Origin of the sequence: Arthrobacter sp. NicSoilC5 (genome assembly GCF_019977395.1) — a bacterium.
GTDB lineage: Bacteria > Actinomycetota > Actinomycetes > Actinomycetales > Micrococcaceae > Arthrobacter.
In genome coordinates this window covers 3,356,880-3,376,675 of sequence record NZ_AP024660.1, presented here as the reverse complement: position 1 = coordinate 3,376,675, position 19,796 = coordinate 3,356,880, and the positions used below count along the sequence as shown (strand labels likewise).

Annotated in this window: 19 protein-coding genes; 6 read left to right on the top strand and 13 right to left on the bottom strand. The window is 67.0% G+C overall.

The features are described 5' to 3' along the window. Positions 1-117: 117 nt before the first annotated feature. Complete coding sequence (locus LDO22_RS15830) at positions 118-3,279, top strand: alpha-amylase family glycosyl hydrolase (RefSeq protein WP_224024467.1); 3,162 nt, start codon at positions 118-120, stop codon at positions 3,277-3,279. Between the two features lie 69 nt (positions 3,280-3,348). Here the strand turns inward: LDO22_RS15830 and malQ are convergent, their stop codons facing one another. Together malQ and LDO22_RS15820 are read right to left on the bottom strand one after the other, a co-directional pair. After that, positions 3,349-5,571, bottom strand: coding sequence for a 4-alpha-glucanotransferase (malQ, locus tag LDO22_RS15825; RefSeq protein WP_224024465.1), 2,223 nt, complete (start codon positions 5,569-5,571; stop codon positions 3,349-3,351). 171 nt (positions 5,572-5,742) lie between these two features. Then, complete coding sequence (locus LDO22_RS15820) at positions 5,743-6,477, bottom strand: GAF and ANTAR domain-containing protein (RefSeq protein ID WP_159633931.1); 735 nt, start codon at positions 6,475-6,477, stop codon at positions 5,743-5,745. Positions 6,478-6,655: 178 nt separating this feature from the next. Between LDO22_RS15820 and LDO22_RS15815 the strand changes: the two genes are divergently transcribed. From LDO22_RS15815 to LDO22_RS15805, 3 genes are all read left to right on the top strand, one after another. Then, positions 6,656-7,702, top strand: a complete 1,047-nt coding sequence (locus LDO22_RS15815; RefSeq protein ID WP_224024463.1) for an aldo/keto reductase — start codon at positions 6,656-6,658, stop codon at positions 7,700-7,702. 45 nt (positions 7,703-7,747) lie between these two features. Then, positions 7,748-8,272: a DUF488 domain-containing protein gene (locus LDO22_RS15810; RefSeq protein ID WP_224024461.1), complete on the top strand. Its 525-nt coding sequence runs from the start codon at positions 7,748-7,750 to the stop codon at positions 8,270-8,272. A gap of 94 nt (positions 8,273-8,366) precedes the next feature. Next, positions 8,367-8,663 carry a DUF3040 domain-containing protein gene (locus LDO22_RS15805; RefSeq protein ID WP_224024459.1) on the top strand — a complete coding sequence of 99 codons (297 nt, stop codon included), beginning with the start codon at positions 8,367-8,369 and terminating at the stop codon, positions 8,661-8,663. On the opposite strand, the gene LDO22_RS15800 is transcribed toward LDO22_RS15805, so the two are convergent. The 10 genes from LDO22_RS15800 to LDO22_RS15755 all read right to left on the bottom strand — a co-directional run bounded on the left by LDO22_RS15800 (position 8,583) and on the right by LDO22_RS15755 (position 17,207). Beyond that, on the bottom strand, positions 8,583-9,614 hold the full coding sequence (locus LDO22_RS15800; RefSeq protein WP_224027261.1) for a DMT family transporter: 1,032 nt from the start codon (positions 9,612-9,614) through the stop codon (positions 8,583-8,585). The two genes, LDO22_RS15805 and LDO22_RS15800, sit on opposite strands and share 81 nt — an antisense overlap. A gap of 41 nt (positions 9,615-9,655) precedes the next feature. Beyond that, complete coding sequence (locus tag LDO22_RS15795; protein WP_224024457.1) at positions 9,656-10,267, bottom strand: TetR/AcrR family transcriptional regulator; 612 nt, start codon at positions 10,265-10,267, stop codon at positions 9,656-9,658. 64 nt (positions 10,268-10,331) lie between these two features. Then, on the bottom strand, positions 10,332-10,946 hold the full coding sequence (locus LDO22_RS15790; protein WP_224024454.1) for a gluconokinase: 615 nt from the start codon (positions 10,944-10,946) through the stop codon (positions 10,332-10,334). Beyond that, a complete protein-coding gene (locus tag LDO22_RS15785; RefSeq protein ID WP_224024452.1) occupies positions 10,943-12,019 on the bottom strand; it encodes an L-idonate 5-dehydrogenase in 1,077 nt (358 codons plus the stop codon). The genes LDO22_RS15790 and LDO22_RS15785 overlap by 4 nt, the downstream gene beginning before the upstream one ends. Next, positions 12,019-12,789, bottom strand: coding sequence for an SDR family oxidoreductase (locus tag LDO22_RS15780; protein WP_224024450.1), 771 nt, complete (start codon positions 12,787-12,789; stop codon positions 12,019-12,021). Before LDO22_RS15780 ends, LDO22_RS15785 begins: the two co-directional genes overlap by 1 nt. Then, complete coding sequence (locus LDO22_RS15775; protein ID WP_224024448.1) at positions 12,786-13,727, bottom strand: 2-hydroxyacid dehydrogenase; 942 nt, start codon at positions 13,725-13,727, stop codon at positions 12,786-12,788. Before LDO22_RS15775 ends, LDO22_RS15780 begins: the two co-directional genes overlap by 4 nt. A 45-nt stretch (positions 13,728-13,772) precedes the next feature. Then, on the bottom strand, positions 13,773-14,534 hold the full coding sequence (locus LDO22_RS15770; RefSeq protein WP_159633952.1) for an SDR family oxidoreductase: 762 nt from the start codon (positions 14,532-14,534) through the stop codon (positions 13,773-13,775). A 143-nt stretch (positions 14,535-14,677) separates the two neighbouring features. Next, positions 14,678-15,691 (bottom strand): biotin-dependent carboxyltransferase family protein, encoded by a 1,014-nt coding sequence (locus LDO22_RS15765; protein ID WP_224024446.1) that lies wholly within the window; start codon positions 15,689-15,691, stop codon positions 14,678-14,680. Next, on the bottom strand, positions 15,688-16,419 hold the full coding sequence (locus tag LDO22_RS15760) for a carboxyltransferase domain-containing protein (protein ID WP_224024444.1): 732 nt from the start codon (positions 16,417-16,419) through the stop codon (positions 15,688-15,690). Before LDO22_RS15760 ends, LDO22_RS15765 begins: the two co-directional genes overlap by 4 nt. 2 nt (positions 16,420-16,421) lie before the next feature. Further along, a complete protein-coding gene (locus LDO22_RS15755) occupies positions 16,422-17,207 on the bottom strand; it encodes a 5-oxoprolinase subunit PxpA (protein ID WP_224024442.1) in 786 nt (261 codons plus the stop codon). Positions 17,208-17,599: 392 nt separating this feature from the next. Between LDO22_RS15755 and nac the strand changes: the two genes are divergently transcribed. Beyond that, positions 17,600-18,550, top strand: a complete 951-nt coding sequence (gene nac / locus LDO22_RS15750; protein ID WP_224024440.1) for a nitrogen assimilation transcriptional regulator NAC — start codon at positions 17,600-17,602, stop codon at positions 18,548-18,550. 122 nt (positions 18,551-18,672) lie between these two features. Further along, on the top strand, positions 18,673-18,915 hold the full coding sequence (locus LDO22_RS15745) for a hypothetical protein (RefSeq protein ID WP_159633967.1): 243 nt from the start codon (positions 18,673-18,675) through the stop codon (positions 18,913-18,915). A 150-nt stretch (positions 18,916-19,065) separates the two neighbouring features. Here the strand turns inward: LDO22_RS15745 and LDO22_RS15740 are convergent, their stop codons facing one another. Continuing rightward, a complete protein-coding gene (locus tag LDO22_RS15740; protein ID WP_224024439.1) occupies positions 19,066-19,761 on the bottom strand; it encodes a 4-carboxy-4-hydroxy-2-oxoadipate aldolase/oxaloacetate decarboxylase in 696 nt (231 codons plus the stop codon). Between the last annotated feature and the right edge of the window lie 35 nt (positions 19,762-19,796).

Below are 19,796 nucleotides of genomic sequence, written 5' to 3'. Positions count from 1 at the left end.
GCTTACAGTTGTGACTTGGTTCACAAGACAGCATGCTGTCCTTCGAACCCTCCTGCCGCATCCCCATGTCAACGGCAAGCCTGTACAGCAGCGCTGCTTCCCAGGAAGGTCTCACCCTTGTTATTCCGCACCCCTCCCGGCGCGCCCCCACGCGCCCACCTGCCGGCAGGTCCGGCGGGGACACCGCATCCCCCAGCCACCCAGCCACCCCGGAAACGCTTTGCTGTCCGGTCCGCCGCCGGCCTCCTGGCGGCCGCCGTGGCCGTCTCCGCAGCAATCCTCCCGGCCCAGGCCGCCCCCAACGGTCCCGGCTCCAACGGTCCCGGTTCCAACGGCCCCGCCAGCAGGAACCAGGGAGCCGCGCCCGCCCTGCATTCGCTGCGTGGTCCCGTGACGGATGAAAACTTCTACTTCGTCATGGCGGACCGGTTCAGCAACGGCAGTACCGCCAACGACCAGGGCGGCCTTGGCCCCGATCCCATGGTCTCCGGCTTCGACCCCACGAAAAAAGGCTTCTACAACGGCGGCGATCTGGCAGGCCTCCGGAACAAGATCGACTACATCCAGGGCCTGGGCACCACGTCGATCTGGCTGACCCCCAGCTTCAAGAACAAGGCAGTCCAACCGGAGGACAAGTCAGCCGGCTACCACGGCTACTGGGTCACCGACTTCACCCAAATCGATCCGCACCTGGGAACCAATGACGAACTCAAGGCCCTGATCGACGAGGCCCACGCACGCGGCATGAAGGTCTACTTCGACATCATCACCAACCACACCGCTGACGTCATCGGCTACCAGGAGGGCGACCGCAAGGGCTACGTGTCCAAGGACGCCGCCCCATACAAGACGGCCTCCGGCGAACCCTTCGATGACCGCGACTACGCCGGCACCGGGACCTTCCCCCAGTTGGACGCGAACACCTCATTCCCTTACAAGCCCGTCCTGGCACCCGGCGAAGAAAACCTCAAAGTGCCGGCCTGGCTGAACGACTCCACCCTGTACCACAACCGGGGCGACACCACCTTTACCGGCGAGGACTCCATGTACGGGGACTTCTTCGGCCTCGATGACCTGTTCACCGAAAACCCCAAAGTAGTGCACGGCATGGAGGACATCTACAAGTCCTGGATCGGCGACTTCGGCGTGGACGGCTTCCGGATCGACACCATGAAGCATGTCAACAACGAATTCTGGCAGGAATTCGGCCCCAACGTGCTCAGCTACGCCAAAGAGCACGGCAAGGACGAGTTCTTCATGTTCGGCGAGGTCTTCGACACCACCAAGAGCTTCACGTCCCAGTTCACCACCCGCAACAAGATGCAGGCAGTCCTGGACTTCCCCTTCCAGGATGCGGCCCGCAACTTCGCGTCCAGGAGCCAGGACGCCAAGGCGCTGCAAACCTTCTTCGCCGGCGACGACTGGTACACCGACGCCGACTCCAACGTCTACGAGCTCCCCACCTTCCTGGGCAACCACGACATGGGCCGCATCGGCAGCTTCATTGCCCAGGACAACCCGGCTGCCGGCGACGCCGAGAAGGTGGCCCGGGGCGAGCTGGCCCACGAGCTGATGTACTTCTCCCGCGGCAACCCGGTGGTCTACTACGGCGACGAGCAGGGCTTCACCGGCCCCGGCGGCGACCAGGACGCCCGCCAGACGCTCTTCGCCAGCAAGGTGCCGGAGTACCTTGACGATGACCTGCTGGGCACCGATGCCACGCACGCCACGGACAACTTCAACCCGGGCCACCCCCTGTACGCCAAGATCAAGGAGCTGGCTGCCCTGACCAAAGAGCACCCGGCGCTGCGGAACGGCGCCCACCAGCACCGCTACGCCTCGGACGGCCCCGGCATCTACGCCTTCTCCCGCACGGACGCCCAGGACCAGCGCGAATACGTGGTGGCCCTGAACAACAGCGCCCAGCCACAGACGGCCGAAGTCCCCACCTACATTGCCAAGCGCAGCTACACGCGCATCTACGGCGAAGGGGCCGACGAAGCCAAAACCTCGGAGGACGCCAAGCTGACGGTCACTGTGCCGCCGCTCTCCGCCGTCGTCTACGAATCCTCGGGGCGGATCCCGCACTCAAAGGCTGCACCCGCCGTCGCCCTCCAGCAGCCGGCCGCAGCCCCCAGTGACAACGGGCGCATCAACGTGACGGCCGACGTCGACGGTTCTTCGTTCTACGAGGTCACCTTCGAGGCCCGCACGGCAGGCGGCCAGTGGCAGCCGATCGGCACGGACGACACCGCCCCCTACCAGGTGTTCCATGACGTCGCGGCCCTGGACGCAGGGACGCCCCTGGAGTACCGCGCCACGGTGCTGGACAACGGCGGCCACACCGCCACCAGCCAGAGCCGCCAAGCCAGCGTCCCCGCGCCCGTCCTGACCCTGCAGAAGCCGGCCGAAGGCAGCAGCGTGGAAGGAAAGGTGGAACTTAGCGCCACCGCCGATCCGGAGAAGGCCAGCTACGTAGTGACCTTTGAGCGCAGCGTGAACGGCGGAGACTGGACGGCGGTGGGCACGGATTCGTCGTCGCCCGTGTACTCGGCAACCGATGATGTCTCCACGCTGGCCGACGGCACGAAAGTCCAGTACCGGGCCGTCATGGCCGGCACGGGCTTCAGCGTCACCAGCGGCACCAGGACCGTCACGATAGGCCAGGCGCCGCAGCCGGACTCGGTGACGGTGGCCGGATCACTGAACCAGGCCATGGGCTGCACCGCGCAGTGGGATCCCACGTGCCAGCAGGCCAAAATGGTCCTGGACCCGGCGGACCGCATCTGGCGGCTGACCGCCGACCTGCCGGCCGGGAAGTACGAGTACAAGGCAGCGCTCAACGGCGGCTGGGACGAAAACTACGGTTCCGACGGCCAGCTGAATGGCCAGAACATCGTGCTGGACCACCCCGGCGGACCGGTCACGTTCCGCTACGACAACAGCACGCACCTGCTCAGCGCCGTCTACGCGTCGCAGCAGCCGTCCGCCGTGGCGGCGGCCGGAAGCATGGACAGCGAGCTGGGCTGCGCCACCGACTGGGAGCCCGCCTGCCAGCAGGCCCAGCTGGTCCTGGACCCGGCAGACCTCGTCTGGAAGCTCACCGTGCCTGACCTGGCGGCAGGGAGCTACGAGTTCAAGGCGGCCCTCAACAAGTCATGGGACATCAGCTACGGGGCCGGCGGGGCAACACCCGGAGCCAACATCGTGTTTGAGCACGACGGCGGCCCGGTCACCTTCCGCTACGACCACTTCACCCACGTGATCACCGCAGGCTAGTTCAGCGGAACAACCACCATGGCCCCGCCGCTTACGGAAGCGGCGGGGCCATGGTGGTTAACCAGCCAGTCAGGACCCGTGCAGGGATCCCTCCACGGCAGCGAGCAGTGCGTTGAAGCGCCTATTGCCGGGGAGGTCGTCCAGGTAAACCGGCCTGCCGTCCGGCCCGCCCAGCGGAACCTGCCAGTTTGGATACAGGGCTTCCGTTGTTCCGGGCTGGTTCTGCACCCGCCGCTCCCCCACCGCGTCCACCAGTGCCACACCGAGCAGTACAGACGGTGCCTGGGCCAGCAGGAGGTGCAGCGCCTCGATGGTGTGCTCCTCCGCCGACTGCGCGCCGGCTCCGCCGGCTGCCCCCTCGGAGAGGTACCCGCGTTCGCGCAGCAGGGCAAACATCTTCTCCAGCGACGCGTTGTGCTCGGCTCGTTCTTCCTCCTCAGACCGCTCCAGCAGCCCCAGCCGGCTCCGCAGCCCCACATGGTCGCCGGCAAGGTACCCGGCCGTGGGCGGAAGGTCGTGGGTGTTCACGCTGGCGAGCGCCTGTGTACGGTACTTTTCCGGTGCAAGGGGCGAATCGCCGTCGTACTCAAACCACAGGATTGACGTGCCCAGGATGCCGCGGGCCGCGAGGTAGTCACGCACCCAGGGCTCGAAGGTACCCAGGTCCTCTCCGATCACCACGGCACCGGCCCGGTGCGCCTCAAGGGCCAGGATGCCGATCAGGGCCTCGTGGTCGTACCGGACGTAGGCACCGTCCCCGGGCGCATTTCCCATGGGGATCCACCACAGCCGGAACAGGCCCAGGATGTGGTCCACGCGGATGCCGCCGGCGTGTCGCAGCACGTTGGCCAGCATGTTGCGGAACGGTTGGTAGCCGGCTTCGGCCAGGCGGGCGGGATGCCATGGCGGCTGGCCCCAGTCCTGGCCCTGCTGGTTGTACATGTCCGGCGGCGCGCCCACGCTGGTATCCGGCGCCAGCACACGGCCCAGGGTCCACGCGTCGGCACTGTTGTGGTCTACGCCGACCGCGAGGTCGTGCACCACGCCCAACCGCATCCCGGAGCGGAGGGCCGCCTGCTGGGCGTTTTCCAGCTGCTCATCGCAGATCCACTGCAGCCAGCGGTGGAACCCGATCCGGTCCGCCAGCTTCTCCCGCAGCGCCTCCGCCTCCGGGGTTCCGATGGCGCACGCCGGATCCACCCACAACGGATCACCGGGGGCCAGGTCCTCGCGGATGGCGGACCAGAGCGCAAAATCGTCCAGGCCGCTGCCGGAGATGCGGCAGAACTCCTCGAAGGCGGCTTGCCGGGAAGGTGAACGCCGCGTGTGGTAGAGCATCTCCAGTGCCTGCAGCTTGGCCGCGTAGACGGCGTCCCGGTCCAGCCGCACACCGTCCCTGTTCAGGCCGGCCACTTCCTCGTGCAGCTTTTCCAGCGCCGCCCGTTTCCGGGGCCGGAGGTACGCCAGCTCGGGGATGGCCTCGATGCGGATGTACAGGGGGTTGAAGAACCGGCGGGTGGACGGCGAGTAGGGCGAGGGCTGGACGGGCGGGACCGGCTCCGCCGCGTGCAGCGGGTTGACCAGCACATAGTCGGCCCCGCGTGCACCGCTGATGGCCGCCAGGTCCGCCAGGTCCGCGAAGTCGCCGATGCCCCATGACCGCTTGGACCGGACCGAATACAGTTGCGTGGCCAGCCCCCAGCCGCGGCGCTCCTCCAGCGGCTTTGCCGTGGCCAGCCGGGCCGGTGTGACCACCAGGACAGCGCTGGCCGTGGCGCCTTCCGACTCCGCATGCAGGGTGTGCCAGCCCAACGGCAGGTCCTCGGGAAGGGAGAACGTGGCACGTCCGGTGGAGACGCCGTCCACCTCCCGGGGCTGGATCCAGATGTCCTGCTGGACCGCCTCCCGGGATCCGGCTCCCCCTTCAAGGGCGATGGTGAGGCTCGCGGTGGCACCGTCCCGCACATGGACCGGCACCTGCGCCGGTTCACCCTGTTTGATGACGACGGCGGCCGGCAGCATCCGTCGCCAGGGCGCCAGTTCCACCTCCGCGAGGGCTGCCTCGATGTGCTGGTTGGTGTGCGCCTCGACTCCGAGCGCTGCCAGCACCTTGATCAGGGTTGCTTCGGCAACGGAATGCGGAAGCCCGTCCCAGCCCTGGAAGGACGTGCCCACGCCATGCGCGTCGGCCAGCCGCTGCAGCAGGTGCGGATCCACCGGCCCCGGGGCAGCGGCAGGAGGGTCTGCCGGCCTCGTTGGCCGTGCTGCGTGCTGCTGGTCTGAAGCCGTCATGGGTGTCCGCCTCGTCTGTGATGGTCCCGGAACTTGCAGTGCTGCCTGTCGTGCCGGGCGCTCACACCCCCGTGCACAACCGTTGGTTCAGATTATTGCAGGGCGGCGCAGAGGCGAAACCCAGGCGACATGCAGCCGGGCGGGGAAAAGTTGGAGGGTGGATCCGGCCGGCTACGGATCGAAGTGCGTGGTCACCGGCCCGTCGCTGACCCGGCCAAGGACTTCAGCGGCCAGGTCCCGCAGCTTCTGGTTCCGGTGGCTGGACGCTTTCGTGAGCAAGGCCATGGCTTCATCCTGGGTACACCGGTTCTGCGCCATGATCACCCCGCAGGCAAGGTCGATCGTGGTGCGGTTCGCCATGGCGGCCTTCAGGTCATCCGCCAGGTTCTGTGCGTCCGCGATCCGCAGGGCCAGCCTCAGCGCCCGGCCGGCAAGGTCCGCAAATCCCTCCGCCGTGCGGATGACGTTGGGGGCAAAGACATCAGGCTCCGCGGCGAAGAAGTTCAGCGCGGCTGCCTGGTTCCGGTCCAGTGCCAAGGGCACGCCCAGCACGCTGCGGCAGCCGTTTTCTGCCAGCACCTTCTGGTAGTCGGGCCAGCGGGTATCGGTGTGGACGTCGGAGAGGACCATGGGCTGCATTGCGTCCAGGGATGCGATGCACGGCCCCTCCCCGAGGACCTGTTCCAGCTTGTCCAGCACGGCGGCCCGTTCGCTGCTGCCGGCAATGGTCGCGCTGCGCTTGCGGCGGCGGAGCGTGACCCCGCATTCGATGAAGACACCCGCCGCATCGCTGAGCGTTGACGCGGCCACAACGGAAAGCTCGGACAGGAAGTCAGCGACGTTGCTGCTGCCGATGATGAGGTCGTGCAACTGGACGAACTGTTCATCGCTGCTGAGGATGCCCATGCCCTCAATATAGGCGTAATTCGCTCCTCTTTGCGCGCCACAAAACGTCATCCCCGCTGCGCCGGTTACTCCATGCGACGAAAAGAGAAGGACTGCAACGGAAATCTGCGGCCGCCTGCCTGATCTGTGTAGCGTCGTGACAATCCAGGGCACGGCAACTGAATGGAGGAGACCGGAGATGAGCCTGAGCGAACTGCGGGTGTTCGGACGGTCGGGAACCCCCATCAGTCCCCTCACCCTGGGGACCATGAACTTCGGCGAGGGGACCGGCAACGGCCAGGGTGCACCCACCGGCGCTGACGAGAGCATCCGCATCATCCACGCGGCACTGGACGCCGGCATCACAGCGGTTGATACCGCCGACGTCTACTCGCAGGGCGAATCGGAGCAGGTGGTGGGCCGCGCACTCCGGGGACGCCGGGACGACGTCTTCCTGGCCACCAAGTTCCACGGCCAGATGAGCCCCAACCCCGCGCATTCCGGGAACTCCCGGCGCTGGATCACGCAGGCGGTGGAGGGCAGCCTGCGCCGGCTGCAGACGGACCGGATCGACCTCTACCAGGCGCACCGGCCGGACTACAACACCGACGTCCTGGAAACTATCACCACCCTGAACGACCTCATCCGCCAGGGCAAGATCCTGTACTACGGCACCTCCGTGTTCACGCCGGCGCAGCTGGTGGAGGCACAGTGGCTGGCCACCACCAACCACCTGATCCCGCCGCTGGGAAACCAGGTTCCGTATTCCATGCTGGTCCGCGGCAATGAACGCGACGTGCTGCCGATTGCCCAGCAGTACGGCCTGGGTGTCCTTGCCTACGGCCCCCTGGCGGGCGGCTGGCTTTCCGGCAGCTTCGTGCTGGAATCGGGCAAGCCGCCCACCCGCGTCCATACGCTTCCCGGCCGGTACGACCTGTCCGGACCGTCCAGTGAGCGGAAGCTGCTCGCCGCAGACTCATTGGCCCGCCTGGCGGACAAGCTGGAGCTGTCCCTGGTGGACCTGGCCGTGGGATTCGCCCTGACCCACCCCGCCATCAGCAGCGTGATCATCGGCCCCCGCAGCGAAGAACACCTTCAGGTGTACCTCCGCGCGGCCGACGTCCAGCTGGGCGAGGCAGTGCTGGACGCCATTGACGACCTGGTGCCCCCGGGCACCAACTTCGTGGAACGGGATGCAGGCGCCATTGTGCCGTCCATCGAGTTCGCCGAATTACGACGACGGTAGCCGGCTTCTGCGGGCCACCCCGCCCCCGCGCCTATCATGGCTTCGATGAAGGACCTGTTCACCGTAGGTCACGGCACCGCTTCCCAGGAGGACTTCGCCGGGTTGCTCCGCAGCGCCGGGGTGACGTCCCTGGTGGATGTCCGGATCGGGCCGGGCAGCCGCAAGTACCCGCATTTCGGCAAGGACCGTTTGGCCCTGTGGCTTCCGGAGGCGGGTATCGGCTACCGCTGGGAGAAGCGGCTGGGCGGGTTCCGCAAGCTGCTCCCGGATTCTCCGGATACGGCCCTCCGCAACGAGTCGTTCCGCGCCTACGCAGGCTATATGCGCAGTGAAGACTTCCTGGCGGCAGCCGCAGAACTGGTGGCAGGCTCCCAGGCAACAACCACCGCCATCATGTGCAGCGAAACCCTGTGGTGGCGCTGCCACCGCCGCCTCATCGCGGACCACTGCGTCCTGCTGGCGGGCCTGCCCGTTGAACACCTGATGCCGCCGGCCAAGGCAGTTCCGCATGTTCCCACCAAAGGCGTACGGGTAACGGAAAATGAGCTGCGCTATGACGTCCTGGAGTGACGGCCGTGCAGCGCCACTGGACCTATTGACTAACCGGTAGAAGGCTCCTACGGTCGATACCGTTACCGCCTCCCAGGGAAAACAGGGGCCCGCCATGCCAATGTCCGATGAGGAGCGACGCCTGCTCAAGGAGCTCGAACTGGGGCTGATCGCGGACGATCCCCACCTGGCCATGGAACTGTTGTCCGGCTATCCGGCGCGGCGTTTCCCCGCAGGCCTGTTCCCGGGGATGCTGGCGGCCCTGATCGGCGTGGTGCTCATCCTGGCAGGGGCCGGAGTCCCTGCACCGGGTGCGGTGGTGCTGGGGATTTTACTGCTGGGCCTGGGCGCCTGCCTGCTCCTGGGTCCCACGGTGCTGGCCCGGAGCGCGGGGCGGCAGCACACCGGCTGATCCTGCGGCAGGCTGTTCTTTCGCCCCCGGCTGTGCCGCTGCAGGTGATGATGCCGGACGGGTGCGTGGGGTCAGGATGAACAGGCTGGCCAGGACGACGGCGGCGCCAAGCCAGCCGAGTGCCGGGAGCCTTTCGCCCACCACCAGAACGGCCAGGACAGCAGCCACCACGGTTTCCAGCAGGGAGATGCTGGTGGCGGTGCTTGCCCCCACGCGGGCCAGGCCCCAGCCGAATAGGACATACCCGGCGAACATCGGCACCACAGCCATGTAGGCCCCCACGCCCGCGTTGCCCCAGGACTCCAGCAGCGGGCCGCCCGTCACCGCGAGGACAGGCATCAGGAGGAGTCCGCCCAGCCCGAAGATGCTGCCCATGGCGGCCCTGGCCGTGACCCCGGTGCCCGCCAGGCGGTGCGCAGCCCAGGAATACAGGGCATAGGTGGCGCCGGCCAGCAGCCCAAGGAGGATTCCCGCCGTCGGACTCCAAGCCGTGGCCTCCCCCGTAGCAGCCGGCGCAGCCGGGACCGGTGGTGACCCTGCGGCGGCATGCCCTGCAAAGGAGAGCATGGCGGCGCCGCCGACTCCCAGCAGGGCCCCAAGAATCCATCGCCTGCTCAGCGGTTTCCTGTCCGCGAAGCGTTCGATGAGGGCTGCCGCCACGGGGGCCGAGCCGATGGAGACGACGGTTCCCACGGCTACGCCGGAGAGATGCATGGAGCTGTAGAAGGCCAGGGGGTAGGTGGCAACGGCCGCGGCACCGAGCAAGACCAGGCGCCACCGTGCGAGCAGGCTGCCCGCCTGGCGGCCGATGTGCCGCGCTGCGAAGAGTGCCTGCAGCAGGCCGCCCAGTCCCATTGCCACGGCGCCAATGGCCAGCGGGCTCACGCCCGGGGCGAAGGTGGCTGCGGTCCCTGTGGTGCCCCAGAGGACGGAGGCAGCCACGACGGACATCGCTCCCCAGCGTTGGGCCTTCGGGTGGTGGCGCTCGATGTTCACAGGGCGTCCAGCAACTGACCGGCCATGCGCCTGGCGTCCTTCAGCGGACCGTCATTGCCTTCCAGCCCGGCGCGGGCCATGGCGCCTTCGAGGAGGAACGCCAGATGCGCGGCGACGGCGGAGACCTGTTCTTCCCGGCCCTGCAGCAACGGCGATACGTGCCGGGCCAGGAGTTCCTGGACTTCCTCCTTGTGGCGGCGCACAGCGTCCCGGCCGGGATGGCCGGCCGGCAGTTCAGCCGCGGCGTTGAGCAGGCCACATCCCCGGAAGCCGTACTGGTAGGCGAAGTTGGCGTGGTCCAGGTAGGCATCGAAGACGGCCAGGACCTGGCTGCGCGGTGTCGGCGCCGTTGCCAGCCGCTTGCGGTACAGGCCGAGCCATTCCCCGTGCCTCGCCTCAAGGTATGCGGCCACCAGATCCGCCTTGGAGCTGAAGTTGTTGTAGAGGCTCTTTTTGGCCACTCCGGCTTCGGCCGTGATGGTGTCGATCCCGGTGGCCGCGACGCCGTTGGCATAGAAAAGCCGCGCCGCAGCTTCCAGCAGCAGTTCCCGGGCGGGGCGGCGCGCAGGGGTCGGGCTGACAGGTGATGAGAGGCCGGCAGCAGCCATGGTTCACTCCTCGCTCAGGTGGTAGGTAGACCAGTCTACCTACCACCTGAGCCAGGAGAAGTCCTCAGGCCGAGTGGACAGCCTCCGGGACAGACCCGGGGGCAGCCGGGGCCCAGGGAGCGCCTGCCTCGAGGTGCCGGGCCACCGCTTCCACAAGGACATCGAGGGGCTGGGTAATGTCGCCGAGAACGTGGGCCTCGTCCGCTGCCAACTCCTCCAGCGCGGCGAACTGGGACTCCAGCAGCGTGCGCGGCATGAATTCGTGGGCCCGGGCATCCATCCGCGCGCCGATGGTTTCCGCGCTGCCGGCGAGGTGGACGAACACCAGGTCCGGCGCGTAACTGCGCAGCAGGTCGCGGTACCGGCGCTTGAGCGCGGAGCAGGCGACGATCGGCGGCACTGTTGGCCCGCCGTCGGCCGTTCCTTCAGACAACCCGGGCGCCGCTCCAGGCAAGCCGTCCCGCCCCGCCAGCAGGCCGCCCAGGACGGCGAGCCATGGTTCGCGGTCGCTGTCGGTCAGCGGAATCCCGGCGCCCATCTTTTCCTTGTTGGCGGCGGGGTGGAAGTCGTCGCCGTCGAGGAACGGCTTGCCCAGCCGGCGGCCCAGGAGGGCGCCGACGGTGGACTTCCCGCAGCCCGAGACTCCCATGACCACCAGCGGTGGCAGGTGCCCGCTCATCGGGCCTGCCCCGCGTCGCCGAAGGAGAGGAGCACCTTGCCGGAGCTGGTGGAGTCCTTGGCTACCTCGAAGGCGTGGAGGGCGTCGGCCAGCGGGAATTCGTGCGTGACGACGGGCTCGATGTGCAGGGACCCGTCGGCGAGGGCCGCGATCACGCCATCGATCTCGTCGTTGAAGCGGAACGAGCCGAGCAGTTGCAGTTCGCGGGTGATGGCCAGCGAGATGGGCACCGGCTGCATGCCGGTGGGCAGCAGCCCCACCATCACCACGGTGCCGCCACGCACCGCGCCGCGGATGGCCGAGGCCAGCCCGTGGTGGTTGCCGGAGGATTCGATCACGACGTCGGCCTCCACGGCGGCGATGGCTTCGGTGTCCGCCGCGTTGATGACGTGGTCCGCGCCCACGGCCGTGGCGATTTCCAGCGGCTTGGGATGAAGGTCGACGGCGGTGATATGCGCTGCGCCGGCGCGTTTGAGGACGGCGACGGCGAGGGCACCGATGGGGCCGGAGCCGATGACCAGCGCGGTCTTCCCACGGACATCCCCGGCCCTGGACACGGCATGCCAGGCGACGGACGCGGGTTCGATCAGTGCCGCTGTGCGCAGGTCGATGCTGTCCGGCAGCGGGCGGAGCATCCGGACGGGCAGCGTGACGTAGCGGCTGAAGGCGCCATCCTTGTGCGGGTAGCGGGCGGCGCTGCCAAGGTAGGTGCAGCCAGGTGACAGGTTGGGCCGGTCCGCCGGATAGCGCGCGGCGCCTGGACCGGGCGTTGCGGGGTGGACGGCGACGGCGGTCCCGGCCTGCGGCCCGGAGCCATCCGCCGCTTGGCGCACCACCGTGCCGGAGATCTCGTGGCCCAGGACCAGCGGCGCCTTGAGAATGGACTCCCCGGCCGCGCCGTGCAGCCAGTAGTGCAGGTCGGAACCGCAGATGCCGCCGTAGAGGACCTCGACCACTGCTTCGTCGGCTGCGGGCCGGGGCAGCGGGACCTCGTCGATCCGCAGGTCGCCGGCGGCGTGCGCCACCAGCGCCGGGCCGGTGGCGGGCAATGCGACATCAAGGGGCGTTGCCATCAGACCACCACCGTCATTCCGCCATCAATGAAGATGGTCTGTCCGTTCACAAAGTTGGAGCCGTCCGAGGCCAGCCAAACCACCGGACCGGCCAGGTCCTCCACGGTGCCCCAGCGGTGGGCCGGTGTCCGGCCGAGGATCCACGAGTTGAACTCCTCGTCGTCCACCAGGTTCTGGGTCATTTCGGTGTGGATGTAGCCAGGTGCCACGGCGTTGATCTGCAGCCCGGAGGCCGCCCATTCGGCGGTCATGGCGCGGGTGAGGTTCCGCAGTCCACCCTTGGCCGCGATGTACGGGGCGATGGTGGGCCGGGCCAGGTCGGTCTGGACAGAACAGATGTTGATGATCTTGCCCCGGCCCCGGGTGATCATGTGCCGGGCGGCCTCGCGGCCCACCAGGAAGGCGCTGGTGAGGTCCGTGGAGAGGACGCGTTCCCAGTCCGCCACATCGAGATCCAGCATGGGGACGCGGTGCTGGATGCCGGCATTGTTCACCAGGATTTCCAGCGGGCCTACGTTGTCTTCGATCCAGCGAATGCTGCGGGCGGCGGCGGCGTCGTCGGTGACGTCGAAGGCCACGCTGTGGATCCGGCCGGGCGGGAAGTCTGCCGCCATGGCCGCCTCGGCGTCCTTGAGCCGCTCCGGGTTGACGCCGTTCAACACTACTGTTGCGCCGGCGTCGGCCAGCGCCTTGGCAAGGGCAGAACCGATGCCCCTGCTTGAACCGGTTACCAGGGCTACGCGCCCCGTGAGATCAAACAACGCGCTCATGCGAAGGGTCCTTCCTGCACCAGGTTGGCCGGGGTTCGGCCGGCGGCCAGCGCCTCGAGCTGCTGCTTCAGGAGTTTAAGGATCCGGGGCTCAAAGGCCGAGGCGTTGCCGCCCACGTGCGGGGTGATGAGGGCGTTCTCGGCGGACCACAGCGGGTGGCCGGCGGGAAGCGGCTCGGGGTCGACAACGTCGATGGCGCACTGGAGGCGGCCGGAGACCACTTCGCGGGTCAGGGCCTCGGTGCTGATGACGGCGCCGCGGCCCACGTTCACCACCAGGGCTCCGTCGGGCAGGGCGGCCAGGACGTCCCGGCCCACCAGGTGGTGGGTGTTGTCGATCAGGGGCAGGACGGAGACCAGGATGTCGTGGTCCGCGGCGAGGGCCACCAGTTCATCCGGGCCGTGGACCTGCCCGCCCGCGTCCGTGCGGGCCGTGCTTCCCACCCGGGTGATGGTCACCTCGAAGGGTTCCAGGCGGCGGGCCAGTTCCTTGCCGATCCCGCCGATGCCCAGCAGCAGCACCTTGCGGTCGGCCAGGGACTGGCGGCGCTGCGGCTTCCAGCTTTCAACCTGCTGGTCCTTGACGGCCTGGTCGATGCCGCGCAGCTTGGCGAGGATGAGGCCAACGGCCAGCTCCGCGGTGGCAGCTGCATGGACGCCCGAGGCGTTTGCCACTGCGGCGCCCGGACCGGCGGCCTCGCAGACGCCGTCGTACCCTGTTGACTGCGTCTGCACGAACTTGAGGTCCGGGACCTTGCCCAGGGAACCCAGCACTTCCCCGGCGTTGAGGTAGGGCAGGATGACGCCGTCGATGCTGCCCAGGTCCCCACCGGGGGCCTCCTTCATGTCCCACACCACCCCGCGCAGGCTGCCGGGAAGCGGCGACAGGTCGGCCAGGAGCCGGGAATCGGGAAAGCTGACGGTGTGCACATGCTGCATGGGTGGGGACCTATCGGTTGGTGGTGGTTGAAGTGCGGGCGGACGTCAGGCGGTGGGCTCGCGGCGGTCGAAGGTCAGGCCGCCCGGGACCTGGAAGGTGGGCATGAGTTCAAGCATGCCAACATTCACGTGCCGCGGCGTCTCAATGGCGTAATCAAGGGCGTTGACAATGTCATCGGTAGTGAGCGATTCGTAGCCCTCGTAGTACGTATTCCAGGCTTCTTCCATGGCCTCGGGGCTGCCACCCAGGTTGCGGCCGAAGATTTCGGTTTCCACCCGGCCGGGGCAGATTTCGGTGACGCGGATGCGCTTGCCCACGGTGTCGTTGCGGAGCTGGCGGGAGATCTGGTGCACCGCGGCCTTGGTTGCGTGGTACACGGTGTGGCCATAGAAGTTGTACAGGCCGGCGATCGAGCTGATGTTCACCACGTGGCCCCGGTCCCGCTCCACCATGCCGGGCAGCACCAGCCGGGTGAGCTGCAGCAGCCCGCGGAGGTTCACGTCCACCAGTTCGTCGATGTCCTGCTCGGAGGAGTCCAGGATGTTGCCGGGCCGGGACACGCCGGCACAGTTCACCAGGACGTCCACCTTGAGGTCGCGGACGACGGCGGTGAGCGCGGCCGTGTCGGTCAGGTCCACCACGTGCGGGACTGCTCCCGTGCGGTCCGCCAGTTCAGCGAGGCGTTCCTCGTTGCGGGCCACCGCGTGGACGGTCAGGCCGCGCTTGGCCAGCCGTTCGGCGATGGCTGCGCCCATGCCGGTGGAGGCTCCGGTGACGAGGGCTGTGGTGTAGTCGGAAAAAGGCATTTGGTACTCCAGAAAGTGGGAAGTGACGGGCTCCTGCGTCCGGCGCGGGGCCGGGCGCAGGTGTCCCCGGTTGGCAGGGGGTTAGGGATTGCGTAGCGGTTTGTGGGTGCGGTCCTGGGCGGCGGGAAGGGCATTCACGATGTTCAGGCTCCTGACGCCGGGCTGAGTTCGTACCAGCGCTGGCCGGCGCCGATCCCGAGGAGTCCGAAGACTGTGGTCATGGTGTTCCGGAGTTTGTCCAGTTCCAGGCAGGCTGTGCGGTGCATGGCTGTTGCTTCAGCCACGGATGTCTTTCTGAAGGTGACGGTGTGTCCAGGCCTGGACTGCGCCAGGACGTCCAGGGAGCGGCTTGTGACCACTCCCAGGACCGGATAGCCCGCCGTGACGCCGCGTCCCCGGTGCAGGACCAGCAGTTCGTCCCGGGACGGAACCTCGATGGCCCCCACCGGGACACCGCGGGAGAGGACCTCGGAGGTGAGCTGGCGTTCGGGCAGTGCGCCGCCGAGCCGGAGTCCGATGTGGTTGCTTCGGGGGCTCACGGTGTATTCCGTGGTGAAAAGCAGGTCTGCGGTGTCGCCGAATTCGGCCACGTCCGGCCCGTCGGTGACGTCGATGACCGGGTGGGTGGTGAATTCCGGCTTTGCCAGTCCCAGCCTGAACAGGGGCAGGCCGAAGTGTGGCTGCGTGATGGGTGCGGTGGTCTTTTGCGTTGCGAGCCGGGTGCCCTCGACGAGTTTCAGTCCGAAGCCCACCACCGTGTCCGGTGCGCAACTGCCCAGCAGCGTGGGGACGGTGAAGGATCCGTGGACGGCGATGTAGGCTCGGAGGCCGGTGCGGATTCCGCGGACCGTCACTGTTTCGCCGGCCCGGACGGAGACGGGCTCCCACTGGGGGCAGTCGCGGCCGCCCACCGTGAGGTCCAGGGGCGTGCCGGTCACGGCGATCAGCAGGTCCGTGGTGGCGCGCATCCTGAAGTCCAGGGCGGTGAGTTCCAGCAGCGGATCATTGTCCCCGTTGCCGGCCAGGATGTTGGCGGCCTTGGCCGAAAACTGGTCCAGGGCCCCGTTGACGGGAAGTCCGAATGCAGGGCCCTTCGTCCGGCCGAGGTCGGTGACTACGGAGTGGCCGGGCTGCAGGATGACAAGTGACCCGGTCATGGCCGTGCCTCCAGGAACTGCCCCTGGTAGTTTCCGAAGTCCTCGGCGGGAATGCGGTAGAAGCGCAGTTCATCGCCGGGGACGTAGGGCACCAGGGGTTCGCGTGCTGCGTCCAGGACCGTCAGGGGGGTCTGGCCGATGACGCACCAGCCTCCTGGTGCGACTGCGGGCGCGATCACCGCTTGGCGTCCGGCGACGGATACGGCACCGGCGGGCACGGACAGCCGCGGGTCCTTGAGCCGGGGGACGGGGACCGGGAAGTCAGGTCCGTCCATCATGGGAGATCCTGCCGGCGCTCCGAGGCAGCGGATGACGTAGGTCTTGGCCGTGTGCCGGGCGATGACGTCCTCAACGTCCAGGCCTTGGTGATCCGCCACGCGGTCCAGGTCTGGCCCGTAGCTGCCGCCGTACACCACGGGGACTTCGAAGCGGCGCGGCTCCCGCAGGGCGGTGCCGGTGAAGTCCAGCTGCCGCATGCCCAGGAGCACGAAGGCCCGGACCTGGCGGGCGGAGGTGAGGTAGGGGTCGAATTCCACCAGGACGGAGTCGTAGGTGGGAACGGCGCCGTGGATGCCGTCGACGCCGGCGGCTGCCAGCCAGCCTGCCAGGGAATGGACGGTGGCCCAGTTGGTTTCTGCGTCACCGGACCGTGCCACCACGCGCAGGGCGGCGTCGCCGGACTCGTAGATGTCCAGCGTTGTCTGGCTGGTCGTCGTTGTGGCGGACATGGTCAGGAAACCTTTTGCTTTGCCGAAAGGACCTCTGCCAGCGGGGCGATGGTGACGCCTGCGGCGATCAGTTCGCTGCGGATCAGGCGGGCAAGTTCGACGGCGCCCGGGTTGTCGCCGTGGAGCAGCACCGTGTCTGCCTGGATGGCGATGTCCCTGCCGGAGGCAGTCTCGATGAGGCCTTCAGTGACCATCCGAACGGTGCGCTGGACGATGACGGAGGGGCTGTGGATCACGGCGCCCGGCTCGCTGCGCGGCACCAGTGTGCCGTCATCCTGGTAGGCGCGGTCCGCGATGCCAACGATGGCCACCCGCAGGCCGCGCTCTACCGCAGCAGTGGCGAGTTCACCGTCCTGCGCCAGGATGATCAGCTTCGGGTCCACCCGGGCGGCGGCATCAGCTACGGCTCCGGCATAGTCCGCCCGGGTGGCCACGAGGTTGCCCAGGCGGCCGTGCGGTGCCAGATGGGAGACGGAAGCGCCGTGGTAGGCCGTAAACGCCGACAGGGCTCCCAGCTGGTAGATGACGTCGGTGCGGACTTCGTCAGCTGTGAGGTCCATCGCCCGGCGGCCGAAGCCGCGGAGATCCGGGAAGCTCGGATGCGCACCAATGCCGACTCCCGTCCTGACACATTCAGCCACGGTGGCGTCCATAATGTCAGGGTCCCCGGCATGGAAGCCGCAGGCGATATTGGCGCTGGACACGATTTCCAGCAGGGCTTTGTCGTCACCGATCGAGTAGGCGCCAAAACCTTCACCAAGATCCGCTACGAGATCGACTGTGGGCATTACGGGCCTTCCTCTGCTGGTACTGCGGGTGTAAATCAGTGTGGCAGCGGGATAGGAGCCACACAAAGACGAATGCGGTATCACGCTATAGGGAACAGTTATGACCTTGGCCGGCGCTATTGACGGCGCAAAAAATGTACAGGGTCCTTATTTCGTGACTATAAGAATGGTGCTTCCAATAAACTATTTCCCTGCTTATGCGCAAAACATATGCCATCATCAAAACCGGTGATGGCCGGGGCGGGGATAGAATGTTCTGGTCATTGGAAAGTCATCTGCAATTAACCTATGCCCGAGACTCGGATCACACAAAGACGTAATGCCTGTCCCGCCATAGCGCCAACGTATGACCCCGCATGCTGAGCCGTCCCCGGCTGGAAAAGAGGAGCGCTATGGACACCCGGAAACTGGCGTACTTCGTGAAGATCGTCGACTCAGGAAGCATCACGAAGGCGGCCGCCGCCCTCCACGTGGCCCAGCCGGCGCTGAGCCAGCAGGTGTCGGCCCTGGAAACGGAGCTGAAGCAGCGGCTCCTGATCCGCAGCAAGCAGGGCGTGGAGCCCACGGCGGCCGGCCATACCCTGTACCGGCACGCGCAGACCATCCTGCGGCTCGTGGACCAGGCCAGGATCGATGTGGCAGCTTCAGGGGCGGCGCCTTCCGGCCGCGTCTCCATAGCAATCGCCCCCTACAGCATGGCGTCCAGCTTGACCCCGCGGATTATCAGTGAGGTGGGGCGGCGCTACCCCGACATCGTGCTGCACTTGACCGAGATTTACGGCGGCGTGCTCAGTGAGGCCATCAAGAACGGGCGGCTGGACATGGCACTCATCTACGAGCCGGGGCCAATTCGCGGGGTGCAGTTCACCACCCTCATCGTCGAGGACCTGTACCTGATCGTGAACTCCCGGCGGGAGCTCCCGGTAGCGGCGGACGCTGACACGATCACCCTGGACGAGGTGGCTGACGTCGGGCTCTTCCTGCCGGAACAGATCCACACGCTGCGGCAGGTGGTTCAGGCGGGCATCGACAGCAGTGGCCTGAAGTTGAAGCTGGTGGGCGAGGTGGAATCAGTCCCCTCCCTCACCCGGCTGCTCCGCACGGACCTCGGAGCCACTATCCTGCCCAAGTCGGCTGCGGACGCACTGTTCCACGAGGAGGACTTCCGGGTGCTGCGGATCGTCGAACCCGCGATGCAGTGCAGGATCGCACTCTGCACCCCTGACCACGAGCCCTTGTCCGAAGCCGCGTCTGCCGTCCTGCTGGTACTCAAGGAAATGCTGCAGGAAATACTCCGGAGTAAATATTCCGCGCCCCCCGCCACGCCACTCGCGGCATCATAAGCGCGCCTTATCAGGTCACTCTGCTTTAGTCTTATTCAGGTAATTCAGCAGGTCCTAGGATAAAAGTCATAAAGGTTCGCCAAAGGCGCAACCCTGGCATTTAAATTCCCTGGAGCCCAGCCATGAAAAAGATCACCAGCGTGCAGTACCGGAAATCAGCTGAAAGAAGGATCCAGCTCAAAGCCGGCACCGGTTCCCACTGCCCCACCAACGGCTTCTGGCGTCCGGAGGACGCGCCCGCCACGGAACCGGTCTTCGTGTTCGAGGGAAGCATGATGCCGCCCGGAAAACGCGGCTCCACCATGTGGTACCTGGATGACGCCCAGGTAGGACCGCCTACCCACCTGCTGCCCGGCATGAACTGATCGGCGCATCGGCTTCAAAGCGGCAACAGGCAAGGCCCGGAGTTCCGAAAGGAACCCCGGGCCTCTGTCGTTTAACCCCATCGATTGCTGAGTATCTGCCGTTATGAGGGCTCAAAACGGCAATTACTCAGCAATCGATGGGGTGTGGGGCTACAGGGCGGGCTCCAGTTCGGCGTCCTCCACCAGCAGCCCCTTAGCCTTCAGCACATCGGTCAGCTTGCACAACTCGATGGTGGTGCCGCCTTCCTTGTAGCGGCGGATGAGGTCGTCCTCAGCGTCCACGCGTGCCTGCGACAGCTTAATGACTTCCTCGATCTCATCCTTGCGGACCACCACCACGCCGTCGGCATCACCCAGCAGGACATCGCCCGGGTAGACAATCTCGTCGCCGAAGACCAGGGGATGGTTGATGGGGCCAATGGTTTCCTTGACGGTCCCCTTGATGCAGATACTGCCGGAGAACACCGGCAGTCCGAGTTCAATAAGGTCCTTGGTGTCGCGGACACCGGAATCCGTGACCATACCGGCCAGGCCCTTCGCCTTCATGGCGTTGCCCAGCACGTCGCCAAACGTCCCGGCTTCGTCGTACTCACCGGCTGCCACCAGCACAACGTCGCCCTTCCGGGCGTAATGGATGGCCACCTGAAGCATCAGATTGTCCCGCGGCGCACAGACCACGGTGACGGCGGGGCCGCAGAAGGACATGCTGCGGTCGATCGGCTTTATTTTCGAGCTCAGGGCGCCTTTGCGGCCCTGCGCTTCGTGCACCGTGGCGGAGGAGAACTTGGAAAGCCGCTGAACGGCGTCTTCTGAAGGCCGGTCGAATTTTGTCTTGACGTGGATCATGAGGTGCTCCTGTTATTTAGAAAGCGTGGGCAAAG